This is a genomic window from Streptomyces sp. DSM 116795 (assembly GCF_055792905.1).
Map to the genome: position 1 here is coordinate 5,046,059 of NZ_CM147707.1, position 13,063 is coordinate 5,059,121.

9 protein-coding genes are annotated in these 13,063 nt (G+C 71.4%); 5 read left to right on the forward strand and 4 right to left on the reverse strand.

What is annotated here, in order from left to right:
- Window positions 1-15: 15 nt before the first annotated feature.
- Window positions 16-1,650, reverse strand: a complete 1,635-nt coding sequence (locus tag ACSMXX_RS21780; RefSeq protein ID WP_473184905.1) for a carboxyl transferase domain-containing protein — start codon at window positions 1,648-1,650, stop codon at window positions 16-18.
- Between the two features lie 236 nt (window positions 1,651-1,886).
- Here ACSMXX_RS21780 and ACSMXX_RS21785 point away from each other — a divergent pair, with 236 nt between their 5' ends.
- The 3 genes from ACSMXX_RS21785 (at window position 1,887) to tesB (ending at window position 4,868) form a co-directional block, all read left to right on the forward strand.
- Window positions 1,887-2,591: an SACE_7040 family transcriptional regulator gene (locus tag ACSMXX_RS21785; RefSeq protein ID WP_473180374.1), complete on the forward strand. Its 705-nt coding sequence runs from the start codon at window positions 1,887-1,889 to the stop codon at window positions 2,589-2,591.
- A gap of 101 nt (window positions 2,592-2,692) precedes the next feature.
- Window positions 2,693-3,850, forward strand: coding sequence for an acyl-CoA dehydrogenase family protein (locus ACSMXX_RS21790; RefSeq protein WP_473180375.1), 1,158 nt, complete (start codon window positions 2,693-2,695; stop codon window positions 3,848-3,850).
- Window positions 3,851-3,977: 127 nt separating this feature from the next.
- On the forward strand, window positions 3,978-4,868 hold the full coding sequence (gene tesB, locus ACSMXX_RS21795) for an acyl-CoA thioesterase II (protein WP_473180376.1): 891 nt from the start codon (window positions 3,978-3,980) through the stop codon (window positions 4,866-4,868).
- 91 nt (window positions 4,869-4,959) lie between these two features.
- Here tesB and erm read toward each other — a convergent pair whose 3' ends face one another.
- The 3 genes from erm to ACSMXX_RS21810 all read right to left on the reverse strand — a co-directional run bounded on the left by erm (window position 4,960) and on the right by ACSMXX_RS21810 (window position 7,121).
- Window positions 4,960-5,727: an ErmE/ErmH/ErmO/ErmR family 23S rRNA (adenine(2058)-N(6))-methyltransferase gene (gene erm, locus ACSMXX_RS21800; RefSeq protein ID WP_473180377.1), complete on the reverse strand. Its 768-nt coding sequence runs from the start codon at window positions 5,725-5,727 to the stop codon at window positions 4,960-4,962.
- A 365-nt stretch (window positions 5,728-6,092) separates the two neighbouring features.
- A complete protein-coding gene (locus ACSMXX_RS21805; protein WP_473180378.1) occupies window positions 6,093-6,224 on the reverse strand; it encodes a hypothetical protein in 132 nt (43 codons plus the stop codon).
- A gap of 93 nt (window positions 6,225-6,317) precedes the next feature.
- A complete protein-coding gene (locus tag ACSMXX_RS21810) occupies window positions 6,318-7,121 on the reverse strand; it encodes a phosphatase (protein ID WP_473180379.1) in 804 nt (267 codons plus the stop codon).
- 162 nt (window positions 7,122-7,283) lie between these two features.
- Between ACSMXX_RS21810 and speB the strand changes: the two genes are divergently transcribed.
- Window positions 7,284-8,312, forward strand: a complete 1,029-nt coding sequence (gene speB, locus ACSMXX_RS21815; RefSeq protein WP_473180380.1) for an agmatinase — start codon at window positions 7,284-7,286, stop codon at window positions 8,310-8,312.
- Window positions 8,313-9,167: 855 nt separating this feature from the next.
- Entirely contained in the window at window positions 9,168-13,016 is a 3,849-nt protein-coding gene (locus ACSMXX_RS21820) for an ABC transporter ATP-binding protein (RefSeq protein WP_473184906.1), read from the forward strand.
- Window positions 13,017-13,063: the final 47 nt, after the last annotated feature.

Sequence of the window (13,063 nt, forward strand, 5' to 3'; positions counted from 1 at the left end):
TCACAATGCAGCCCCTCACATGCGGAAGACGCCGAAGGCGGGCCCTGCGGAATCCTTCGCCGGCAGCGGTGCGTTGGCGCAGGCGGTGAGCGCGAGGCCCAGCACCGTGCGCGTCTCCAGCGGGTCGATCACGCCGTCGTCCCACAGCCTGGCCGTCGCGTAATAGGCGTTGCCCTGCTCCTCGTACTGGGCGCGCACCGGGGCGCGGAACTCCGCCTCCTCCTCGGTGCTCCACTCCTCGCCGCGCGCCTCCAGCTGGTCGCGCTTGACGGTCGCCAGTACGGCGGCGGCCTGCTCCCCGCCCATCACGGAGATCTTCGCGTTCGGCCACATCCACAGGAAGCGGGGGCTGTATGCGCGGCCGCACATCGAGTAGTTCCCCGCGCCGTACGAACCGCCTATGACGACCGTCAGCTTCGGCACCCTCGTGCAGGCCACGGCGGTCACCATCTTGGCGCCGTGCTTGGCGATTCCGCCCGCCTCGTAATCCCTGCCGACCATGAAGCCGGAGATGTTCTGCAGGAAGAGCAGCGGGATGCCGCGCTGGTCGCACAGCTCGATGAAGTGCGCGCCCTTCTGGGCCGATTCGGAGAAGAGGATGCCGTTGTTGGCGACGATGCCGACCGGATGGCCGTGGACACGGGCGAAGCCGGTGACCAGCGTCGTCCCGAACTCGGCCTTGAACTCCTGGAACCGCGAGCCGTCCACCACGCGGGCGATCACCTCGCGCACGTCGTACGGCGTGCGCGAATCGACGGGCACCGCGCCGTAGAGCCCCGAAGGGTCGACGGCCGGCGGCTGCGAAGGGAGCACCGACCACGGCAGCGCCCCGCGCTCGGGCAGAGTGCCCGCGATGTGCCGGACGATCCGCAGCGCATGGGCGTCGTCCTCGGCGAGATGGTCCGTCACACCGGAGATCCGGCTGTGCACCTCGCCGCCGCCGAGCTCCTCGGCGGTGACGACCTCGCCGGTGGCGGCCTTCACCAGCGGCGGACCGCCCAGGAAGATCGTGCCCTGGCTGCGCACGATCACCGCCTCGTCGCTCATCGCCGGTACGTACGCACCGCCGGCAGTGCACGAGCCGAGCACCGCGGCGATCTGCGGAATGCCCGCCCCCGACATGCGTGCCTGGTTGTAGAAGATCCGGCCGAAGTGCTCCCGGTCGGGGAAGACGTCGTCCTGCATCGGCAGGAACGCGCCGCCCGAGTCGACGAGATAGACGCAGGGCAGCCTGTTCTCCAGGGCAATCTCCTGGGCCCGCAGATGCTTCTTGACCGTCATCGGGTAATACGTGCCGCCCTTGACCGTGGCGTCGTTGGCGACGACGACCACCTCGCGCCCGGAGACCCGGCCGATACCCGCGATCACACCCGCGGCCGGCGCCGCCCCTCCGTACATCCCGTCCGCCGCGAGGGGCGCGATCTCCAGGAAGGGCGAGCCCGGGTCGAGCAGCGTGTCCACGCGGTCGCGGGGGAGGAGCTTGCCCCGCTCGGTGTGCCGTGCGCGGGCCCGCTCGCCGCCGCCCAGCCTGGCGGCTGCCAGCTTCTCCCGCAGCTGTGCGGCCAGCTCGCGGTGCGCCGCCTCGTTCGACCGGCAGGCCTCGGAGGCCGTGTCGGTGTTGCCGGCGAGCGCCGGCGCCGGCCCGGCCACTCCCGATACCGCCTCAGGGACGCCCGTACGCCCCGCAGCGGGTTGCGGCTGCTCGTGCCTCACCTCGCGCCCCCTCGCTCCTTCTGCCGCCTGGTACCGGCTCGTGCTCGGCTCGTGCCTGCTCGTGCCTGTTACGCGTGCCTATTACTCGTACCTGTTATTGGGCGGCGGTTAACGGCCATTAACCACTGTCCACCAGGTTAACGCTCGCTAACCCTCCTGTCTAGAATGGATTCATGAGCACGCAGACGGGGTCCACCCCCACCCGCCGCGAGCAGATCCTGCGGGAGGCTGCCCGTCTCTTCGCCGAGCGCGGCTTCCACGGCGTCGGTGTCGACGAGATAGGGGCCGCGGTCGGCATCAGCGGTCCCGGCCTCTACCGGCACTTCGCGGGCAAGGACGCGATGCTCGCCGAGCTCCTCGTGGGCATCAGCGAGCGGCTGCACGAGGGCGGGCGTATGCGGGTGGAGGAGTCGGCCGCGGCGGGCCTCGCCCCGGAGGCCGCCCTCGACGCGCTCATCGCCGGGCACATCGACTTCGCCCTCGACGACCGTTCACTGATCACGCTCCACGACCGCGAGCTGGACAGGCTCCGCGAGAGCGACCGCAAGCAGGTGCGCAAGCTGCAGCGGCAGTATGTCGAGCTGTGGGTGGACGCGGTGCGCGCGATCTACCCGGAGCTGACGTCGCTGGAGGCCCGCGTCGCGGTGCACACGGTCTTCGGGCTCCTCAACTCCACGCCCCACCTGAGTGGTTCGTCCGCCCTGCCCGACAGAGAGACCACGGCCGCGCTGCTGCACCGGCTCGCGCGGGGCGCCCTGGCCGCGGCCCCGGCCGAGGACGGAGGCAGGGGCCGGGACAAGGACGGAGGCGGAGGCGGCCGTACGGGTGCCGGTGACGCCGCCGCCCCCGTGGGTACGACCTCTGGACAGCGCGGCTGACCCGTGGGTAGCTTGGTTGACTGAGCAAGCGCTTAGCCAACGTCGAAAGCCCAGATCCGGCGGCTGGCGCGCGACGAAGCGGGACATGAGGAGGCGTGCCAGTGCGACGCACGGTTTTCGACGAGGATCACGAGGCGTTCCGTCAGACCATCCGTGACTTCATCCAGGCCGAGGCCGTACCCAACTACCAGGAGTGGGCCGAACAGGGCCATGTCCCGAGGGAGTTCTACAAGAAGCTCGGCGAGCTGGGCGTCTTCGGCATCGAGGTCCCCGAGGAGTACGGCGGCGCGGGTGAGGACAGCTTCAAGTTCAACGCCGTGATCACCGAGGAGTGCGCGCGCGCCGGCGTCAGCTTCGGCGGCTCCAGCGTCCATACGGCGCTGTGCCTGCCCTACATACTCAAGTACGGGAACGAGGAGCAGAAGCGGCGCTGGCTGCCCTCCTTCGTCTCCGGCGACATGATGACCGCCATCGCCATGACCGAGCCCGGCACCGGCTCCGACCTCGCGGGCATGAAGACCACGGCCAGGCTGTCGGAGGACGGCAAGCACTACGTGCTCAACGGCGCCAAGACCTTCATCACCGGCGGCGTCCAGGCCGACCGGGTGCTGGTCTGCTGCCGTACGTCGCCGCCCGACCCCGAGGACCGTCGCGGCGGCATCTCCATCCTCGTCGTCGACGCCAGGAGCGAGGGGTACGCGGTCGGCCGGAAGCTCGACAAGCTGGGCCTGCGCGCCTCCGACACCGCCGAACTCTCCTTCACCGACGTCAAGGTGCCGGTCGAGGACATGCTCGGCGAGCCGGGCAAGGCGTTCAGCTACCTCACGCACAATCTGCCGCAGGAGCGCCTGGGCATCGCCATCGGCGCGTACGCGATGTCCGCCGCCGCGGTGCGGTTCGCGCACGAGTACGTGAACGACCGCACGGTCTTCGGCCGTGAGGTCGCCTCGTTCCAGAACACCAAGTTCGTGCTTGCCGACTGCAAGGCCGACGTCGACGCCATGCAGGCCGTGTGCGACCGGGCCCTGGAGGCGCTGGACGCGGACGATCTGACCGCCGCGGACGCCGCCTCGGCGAAGCTGTTCACCACCGAACTGGCGGCCCGCGTAATCGACAAGTGCCTGCAGCTGCACGGCGGTTACGGCTACATGCTGGAGTACCCGATCGCGAGCCTGTACGCGGACACCCGCGTCTCGCGCATCTACGGCGGCACCAGCGAGGTCATGCGCTCGATCGTGGCCAAGTCGATGGGGCTCTGACGACCGTGAGCCGGAGGACCGTGAGCCGGCCGGCCGCGAGTCCGCCGGCTGTGATCCGGAACGCTTCACTCCGGATTGTGATCTGTGCCGTAACGGAGGGCGGCCCGCCACGGGCACAATCGCCGGCATGAGCCATGAACTGACGTCCCTGATCGACCTGCTCGATCTGGAGCGGGTCGAACAGGACATCTACCGGGGCGACAGCCGGGAGGCCGTCGTTCCCCGGGTGTTCGGCGGACAGGTCGCGGCGCAGGCGCTCGTCGCCGCGTGCCGGACCGTCCCCGAGGGGCGTCTTCCGCACTCCCTGCACTCGTACTTCCTGCGCCCCGGCGACCCGGGCGCCCCGATCGTCTACACCGTCGACCGCATCCGCGACGGACGGTCCTTCACCACCCGCCGGGTCGTGGCCGTCCAGCACGGGCAGCCGATCTTCCATCTCTCCAGTTCCTTCCAGACGTACGAGGAAGGGCTGGAGCACCAGGACCCGATGCCGCAGGCTCCCGACCCGGAGACGTTGCCGACGGCCGAGGACATGATGCCCCGGTATGCCGCCCTCTTCCGCGGCTCCGACGTGCCGCAGCGGCTGATGAAGGCGCGTGCCGCCGTCGATCTGCGGTACGTGCGCGAGCCTCCGTTCGCGAGTGCCGGGGAGCCGCGGGAGCCGCGCTCGCAGGTCTGGTTCCGTACGAACGGCAAGCTGGACGGGCCGCTTGACGACCCGATGCTGCACATCTGTCTCGCCACGTACGTCTCCGACATGACACTGCTGGACTCGGTGCTGCTGGCGCACGGCCGGGGCGGCTGGGCGGTCGGCGACGTCGTCGGGGCGAGCCTGGACCACGCGATGTGGTTCCACCGGCCCTTCCGCGCGGACGAATGGCTCCTCTACGACCAGGTCAGCCCCACGGCGCAAGGAGGACGCGGCCTCGGCCACGGCCGGATCTTCACGCGTGACGGGCGGCTCGCGGTGTCGGTGATCCAGGAGGGCGTCGTACGGGTCCCGCGCGGCCAGGAGTGACCGCGAGAGCGTGAGCGGGGGCGGCCGGGGCGCGGCGCAGGGCACGAGCCGTGCGCCGCACGGGAGTTGAGCGCCCGTCCAGTGCCGCGGTTCACCGCCCGGCCAGTTCCGCGAAGAGGGTCAGCCACTGGTGCGGTGTCACCAGCCCGACCGGTGCGGAGGCGTCGGCGTCCGCACGTGCGAATGCGGCGCGGACCCGGCCCGTACGGTGCCGCCTCGACAGCGTCGCCGCGAGCGAGCCGCCGACTCCGGTGAAGCCGTGCGCGACGAAGCCCCGGTAGGCGTGCAGCCGGCCCGGCGGCAGCAGGGGCCGGGCGCGGCGTTCGATCCGCAGCACGGCGGAGTCGGTGCGCGGCACGGGTGTGAACGACTCGCGGCCGACCCGTCCCAGCAGACGCCACTCGAACTCCGGCCAGGTGCTCACGGTCAGCAGCGGCCAGCGTCCCCGGTCCCCGGTGAACTTGCGGGCGTATTCGAGCTGGGTGAGCAGCGTGGCCGACGTCAGCTGTGGCGCGGCGAGACACCAGCGGACGATGTCGGTGGTGCGGGAGTAGGGGATGTTGCCCACCACGGCGAACGGCTCGCGCGGTGCGCGTGCGCGCAGGAAGTCGCCGTGCACCAGGCGCAGTCCGGGCCGGTCGCCGAGGCGGCGGGAGAGGTGTGCGGCGAGTGCCGGGTCGATCTCGTACGCGATGACACGTCGGCCGCCGGTGGCCAGATGGCGCGTCAACGCCCCTTGTCCGGCGCCTGGTTCGACGACGAGGGCGTCCGGGCGGATTGCGCCGGCGCGGACGATGCGGCGTACGGCGGCGGTGTCGTGGAGGAAGTTCTGGGAGAGCGTCTTGCGGCGGCGTGCCACGGCGAAGTCCTCTGGTGTGTGAGGACAGGCGCGGCGGCGTGCGGGTGCGCGCACGTGTGTGCGATGAGCGCGGCGTGCGAGACGTGAAGGCTGAGCTGTACGGGGTTCGTACGGCATGACTCCGCCGGGCCTGTCCGGTCGATGGGGACACCGGAGGCCCTGGGCACATGCGCGGACGCGACGTGGAGGCGTAAGGCGGGGTCGTACGGCCGGGTCGTACGGCGGCGGGCGGCGGGCGGCGGGGCAGCGGCAGCGGACGGGCGGAACCGCCGGCGCGGGAGGCCGGAGGAGACGCCGGATGTGAGCCGGAAGCCGGAGCCGGAAGCCGGAGCCGTAAGTCGCGGAGCCCGGAAGCCGGGTGCGCCTCAGGCGTCCTGGCGGATGGCCAGGGCCGGGCGCCGGGCGCGCGGGCGGATGACGAGCTGGGGCGATCCCCAGCCGGTGCCACGCGCGTCGGCGCTGACACCGTTGATGATCGCCTGAGTGGCTGCGGACATGGTCACGACGCTATGCGGAGGCGACGGAGCGGAGCAATCGGTTTTCCCGCCGCCGGCCGGCGGCGCGAGCGAGGACCGTGCCCGCTGCCGCGGTCACTCGGTACCGGGCCGCGCCCCCGCCAGCAGATACGCGGTCATGGGCTCGTAGAAACGCGGGTCGGCGACGTGGTCGTCGAGCGGCACGGTGACCGCGAGCGTGTCCTCGGCCTCGCCGAGGAAGAGCGCGGGGTCGTTGCAGTCCGCGAAGCCCACGGTGTCGATGCCCTGCTCCCCTGCGTACCCCGCCCAGCCGTGGTCGGCGACGACCAGGTCGGGCGGCGCCTGCCCGGTACGGCGCAGCTTGTCCAGCACGGCGGCCATCGGGGCGGGGGAGTGGGTGTGCCACAGGGACGCGGCACGCTCGTGAACCGCCACCCCGCCGAACTGCACGACCACGCCTTCGTCCGTGTACGTGCCCAGCGGTACGCGGACGATGTCGCAGCCGGCGTCGTGGAGCGACTGCGCGAGCGCACCGTGCATGTCGAGCAGCGCCCCAGGGTGCCCCGTCGCGAAGAGCACCCGCTGACGCGCCTCCGCCGCCTTGCGCAGCTCGGCGGCCGCCCGGTCCAGGGCACCCACCGTCAGCTCGGGGTCGATGGTGTCCTGGCCGCTGCGGTGGTCCGGGTCGTCGACGACGCCGCAGCGCTCCGCCATCACCGCCAGTACGTCCTGCTCGTCCTGCCAGCGGTCGCCGAGTTCGAGACCGAGCCAGTAGTGCCGGTCGCCGTTGGCGAGTTTGCGGTAGTGGGAGAGGTTGTTCTCGCGGGGGGTGGCCACGTCACCGGCGATACGGGTGCGTACGAGGTGCTCGATCAGCTCGGATCTGGCCGGTGCGGCGGCGGGAGCGAATATGGGCATGCGCTCATTGTCACCCCTGCGGCACCGGGCGCTGCAGGCGCGCCCTCGGCCGGCCGGACCCTGCCGGCACGGGCACACCTGTACGCCGCGGACAAGTCGGCGGCCCGCGCTTCCGGTTACGTCCAACGAGAGGGAGTGCTCCCGGCGTCTAGCCTCGCGCCCATGAGCACAGCCGATCAGCACGGACAGCACCAGCAGCCCGCCCCGCAGCGGGAAGGGACGCCGCGGCCGGAGCCAGTCGGCCCGGTGGACAGCTCGCGGGTGCCGCGCTTCGCGGGTCCCGCCACGTTCGCGCGGCTTCCGCGCCTGGACGAGACCGGGGGCACCGCGGACGTCGCGGTCGTCGGCGTCCCCTTCGACACGGGGGTCTCCTACCGGCCGGGCGCGCGCTTCGGGGGGAACGCGATCCGCGAGGCCTCCCGGCTGCTGCGCCCGTACAACCCGGCGCAGGAGGCCGCGCCCTTCGCGCTCGCGCAGGTCGCCGACGCTGGGGACATCGCGGCGAACCCGTTCGACATCGGTGAGGCGGTGGAGACGGTGCAGGAGGCCGCCGACGGCCTGCTCGACACCGGTGCGCGGCTGATGACGCTCGGCGGCGACCACACCATCGCGCTTCCGCTGCTGCGTTCGGTCGTACGGAAGCACGGCCCCGTCGCGCTCCTCCACTTCGACGCCCATCTGGACACCTGGGACACCTACTTCGGCGCGGCCTACACGCACGGCACCCCGTTCCGGCGGGCGTTCGAGGAGGGGCTGCTGGACACCTCCGCCGTCTCGCACGTCGGCACGCGCGGCCCGCTCTACGGCCGCAAGGACCTGGACGAGGACGAGAGGATGGGCTTCGGCATCGTCACGTCCGCCGACGTGATGCGCCGCGGAGTCGACGAGGTCACCGACCAGCTGCGGCAGCGCGTCGGCGACAGGCCGCTCTACATCTCGGTGGACATCGACGTCCTGGACCCGGCGCACGCACCGGGCACGGGCACCCCCGAGGCCGGCGGCCTGACCTCACGCGAACTGCTCGAGATCATCCGCGGCCTCGCGGACTGCCGTCTCGTCTCCGCCGACCTGGTGGAGGTCGCTCCCGCCTACGACCACGCGGAGATCACTTCGGTGGCCGCCTCGCACACGGCGTACGAACTGACCACGGTCATGGCCCGGCAGATCGCCGCGGGACGGACGGGGCGGTAGGGGTCGCGTGTGTCCTGGGGGAACGTCGGCGGTTTCAGTTCGACAAGTGGTTCGAGAGACGCACATGGGGCTGTTTCCAGCCGTATTGGGGACGGTGTGTATGCGCTTGCTTGCACACCGTGCCTACCCGGACGATTTCGAGCCACTGGAACGTGGCTGGTGAAAGCGGTGCGTGTGACCGCACTCACACACAGTAAGCGGTAACTGTGCGAACGTGGTTTAACACGAAACGTTACTGAATCTGGTGGGTGGGATGTGCATCTCGTGAAAGTTCCCGACAGACTTCCCACTGCGGTCCCGCGGGATGGGGACGACACATGACGGCGACAGCGCTGGCCCTGTGGGGGGTGCCACCTGTCAGCATTCCATGGACGTCCCCGCCGGGGCGGCCGGGAGAGCCCCCCGCTCTCCCGGCCGCCCCGGTTGTCGTTTGCGGACCTGCTCCCTCCGTTTCTCCTGGTCCGCGGGCCTAGGACGAAAGTCCCCTCTTCGGCCCGGATCGTTGCGCCGGGATGAAATCCCGCGCACCGGGACGTTGGAGTCTTGCGGCGTCCACTGCGCGCTGCGCGCAGCGGGAAGGAAGCGAGGGCACAGGTGACGACGGACACGGGGACGGAACCGGCCGAGGGCGAGCCGGAGCGCCAGGACCTGCTGACCAAGGGGACCGGGCAGAGCGGGCCGCGTCGAGAGAGCGGGACCGTCCAGGCGAGCCCGCAGGACCCGGACGGTCCGCAAGACCGGGAGGACCCGGAGGTCCAGGAGCACCCGGAGGGCCAGGAGGCTCCGGCTCCGCAGTCCCCGCAGGGCTGGGCCAGGCGGCTCACGGCGTACTGCTGGCGCTACAAGCGCGCCGTCGTGCTGGCCGTCGGCGCCTCGCTGGCCGGAATGGGCGTCATGGCGCTCGTCCCGCTGCTCACCAAGGTGATCATCGACGACGTGGTCGTCGGGAACGGCGGCGGTCTCGCCCTGTGGATCGGGCTGCTGCTGCTCGCCGCGGCCGCCGTCTACGTCCTCACCTACGCCCGCCGGTACTACGGCGGGCGGCTCGCTCTCGACGTACAGCACGACCTGCGCACCGAGATGTACCGCGCGATCATCCGCCTCGACGGGCGCAGCCAGGACGAGCTGTCGACGGGGCAGGTCGTCGGACGCGGTACGAGCGATCTGCAGCTGGTGCAGAGCCTGCTGTTCATGCTGCCGATGATGATCGGGAACGTGCTGCTCTTCGCCGTCGCGCTCGTCGTGATGATCGTGCTCTCCCCGATGCTCACGCTCGTCTCGCTCGCCGTCTTCCCGGCGCTGTGGTGGATCGCGAACCTCAGCCGGACCCGGCTCTTCCCGGCCACCTGGTATGCCCAGCAGCAGGCCGGTGCCGTCGCCTCCGTCGTCGAGGGCGCGGTCACCGGAGTGCGCGTGGTGAAGGGCTTCGGGCAGGAGGAGCAGGAGAAGCGCAAGCTGCGCGACATCAGCCGTGAACTGTTCGCCGCGCGGATGCGCACCGTACGTCTCAACTCCCGCTACACGCCCGCCCTGCAGAGCGTGCCGTCCCTGGGGCAGGTCGGCATGCTGGCGCTGGGCGGCTGGATGGCGACGCAGGGGGAGATCACCCTCGGCACGTTCGTCGCCTTCTCCACATATCTCGCGCAGCTCGTCGGGCCCGTGCGGATGCTCGCGATGATGCTGACGGTCGGGCAGCAGGCGCGCGCCGGCGTCGAGCGGGTCTACGAACTCATCGACACCGAGCCGCAGATGAGCGAGCGCCCGGACGCACGTGAGCTGCCCGCCGGCGCCGAGGCCTCCGTGGAGTTCGACGACGTCAGCTTCGGTTACGAACGTCAGGACGAGCCGGCGGGCGACGACACCCAGGGTGACGCCGCCGACGGCGACGCCGCTCACGGCGGCTCCCGTGCGCCCGCCGCCCGCGGCACCGTCCTCGACGGCTTCCGGCTGCGCGTGGAGCCCGGCGAGACCGTGGCCGTCGTCGGTTCCAGCGGCAGCGGCAAGTCCACGCTGGCCATGCTGCTGCCCCGCTACTACGACGTGACGGGCGGTGCCGTACGGGTCGGCGGACACGACGTGCGCGATCTGACGATCGGGTCGCTCCGCTCCGCGATCGGGCTCGTACCGGAGAACAGCTTTCTCTTCTCCGACTCCATCCGCGAGAACATCGCCTACGGCTCACCCGACGCGACGGACGAACAGATCACCGCCGCCGCCCGCATCGCACAGGCCGACGGCTTCATCCGTGAACTGCCCGACGGCTACGACACCACCGTCGGCGAACAGGGCCTGACCCTCTCCGGGGGCCAGCGCCAGCGCATCGCCCTCGCCCGCGCCGTACTCACCGATCCGCGGCTGCTGCTCCTGGACGACGCGACGTCCGCAGTGGACGCACATGTCGAGTACGAGATCCACGAGGCGCTGCGCAGCGTGATGGCGGGCCGTACGACGCTGCTCATCGCGCACAGGCAGTCCACGCTCGCCCTCGCCGACCGGATCGCCGTACTCGACCGCGGGCGCCTCGCCGACGTCGGAACGCACGAGGAGCTGACGGAGCGCTGCGCGCTCTACCGCCGGCTGCTGACCGACCCCGACGAACTGGGCGAGGTCGAGCGCGACCCCGCGGGGCTCGCCGTGGCCGCAGGCGACGACGGGACGGGCGACACCTCTTCCGCCGCGGTGGAGCCGGGCGTCACGCCCGAGCTGTGGGTGCGCGAGAGCGGCTCCTCGCCCGAGGAGGACGCCACCGCCTCGGGGCGCGGCGACCTCGCAGGAGCGCAGGCCGGACGCCCCGGCGGTTTCGCCGCCGAGCTGGCCGCCATGCCCGGCAGCCCCGAACTCCTCGCCCGCGTGGCCGCGTTGCCGCCGGCCGAGGACGTACCGGAGGTCGACGAGGCGGGCGCGGAGCGCCCCGAGCGGTCCTACGGGCTGCGCCGTCTGCTGCGCGGCTTCGGCGCGGCGCTCGCGGTGGCGCTCCTTTTCGCCGCCCTCGACGCGGCCTTCGGCCTGGCGCTGCCCGTGCTGATCCGCAACGGCATCGACGACGGCGTCCAGAAGGCGGCACTCGGGGCGGTCTGGACGGCCGCGGCGCTGGCGCTCGTCGTGGTGACGGGCCAGTGGGCGGCGCAGTACGCCGCGATGCGGCTGACGGGCCGCACCGGCGAACGGGTCCTGTACGCGCTGCGGGTGAAGATCTTCGCGCAGCTTCAGCGGCTCGGACTCGACTACTACGAGCGCCACTTGGCCGGTGCGGTCATGACCCGGATGACGACCGACGTGGACGCGCTGTCGACGTTTCTGCAGACCGGCCTCGTCACCGCCGTGGTCTCCGTCTTCACCTTCCTCGGCATCCTCATCGCGCTGTTCGTGCTCGACGTGCAGCTTGCGATGGTCGTCTTCGCGACGCTGCCGGTCCTGATCGTCGGGACCGTCTACTTCCGCCGCCACAGCGTCAAGGCGTACGAGCTGGCGCGGGAGCGCGTCAGCGTCGTCAACGCCGACCTGCAGGAGTCCGTCGCGGGTCTGCGCATGGTGCAGGCGTTCCGGCGCGAACGGCGCGGCACCGCCCGGTTCGCCGAGCGCAGCGACGGCTACCGGCAGGCGCGGGTGCGCGGCCAGTGGCTGATCTCGGTCTACTTCCCCTTCGTGCAGCTGCTCGCCTCGCTGGCCACGGCCGGGGTGCTGGTCGTCGGGGCCGGACGGATCGACGAGGGGACGCTCACGGCGGGCGGACTGGTGGCCTATCTGCTCTACATCGAGCTGTTCTTCTCCCCGGTGCAGCAGCTCTCCCAGGTCTTCGACGGCTACCAGCAGGCGTCGGTCGCGCTCGGCCGCATCCAGCAGCTGCTGCGTGAGGAGACGACCACGCCGGCGCCCGCGGACCCGCGCGACCCGGGCACGCTGCGCGGCGAGATCACCTTCGAGGACGTGCACTTCCGCTACGCCACCGCGGAGGGCGGCACGCACGAGGAGGAGGCGCTCTCCGGCGTCCGCCTGACCGTTCCGGCTGGGCAGACCGTCGCGTTCGTCGGTGAGACGGGCGCGGGCAAGTCCACCCTCGTCAAGCTGGTCGCCCGGTTCTACGACCCGACGACGGGCGCCGTGCTCGTGGACGGTGCGGACCTGCGGACGCTCGACCTGCCCGCATACCGGCACCGGCTCGGCGTCGTACCGCAGGAGCCGTACCTCTTCCCGGGCACGGTGCGCGACGCCATCGCATACGGACGCAGCGACGCGAGCGACGCCCAAGTCGAGGCGGCGGCAAGGGCGGTGGGCGCCCACGACATGATCGCCACCCTGACCGGGGGCTATCTGCACCCCGTCTCCGAGCGCGGACGCAACCTGTCCGCCGGCCAGCGGCAGCTCATCGCGCTGGCCCGCGCGGAGCTGGTCGACCCGGACGTCCTGCTGCTGGACGAGGCGACGGCGGCGCTCGACCTGGCGACGGAGTCGCTGGTGAACCAGGCGACGGACCGGCTGTCGGGACGGCGCACCACGCTCGTCGTGGCGCACCGCCTCACGACGGCCGCGCGCGCCGACAGGGTCGTGGTCCTGGACCACGGGCGGATCGCGGAGGACGGCACGCACGAGGAACTCCTGGCGCGGGACGGGCAGTACGCCCGGCTGTGGCGCGTCTTCGTGGGCGGTACGGAGCAGTCGGCCGGGGTACGGACGACGACGGACGCCTCCCATTCAAGAGTTTGACGAAAAAGCGCGGCCTGTTGACTGGATGTGTTCACAACTTTAGTTTC

Bases quoted from the DNA above. Each gene is read 5' to 3' on its own strand.
- ACSMXX_RS21785 (WP_473180374.1), top strand. From the start codon at position 1,887: ATGAGCACGCAGACGGGGTCCACCCCCACCCGCCGCGAGCAGATCCTG.
- tesB (WP_473180376.1), top strand. From the start codon at position 3,978: ATGAGCCATGAACTGACGTCCCTGATCGACCTGCTCGATCTGGAGCGG.
- ACSMXX_RS21805 (WP_473180378.1), bottom strand. From the start codon at position 6,224: ATGTCCGCAGCCACTCAGGCGATCATCAACGGTGTCAGCGCCGACGCG.
- ACSMXX_RS21810 (WP_473180379.1), bottom strand. From the start codon at position 7,121: ATGCCCATATTCGCTCCCGCCGCCGCACCGGCCAGATCCGAGCTGATC.
- speB (WP_473180380.1), top strand. From the start codon at position 7,284: ATGAGCACAGCCGATCAGCACGGACAGCACCAGCAGCCCGCCCCGCAG.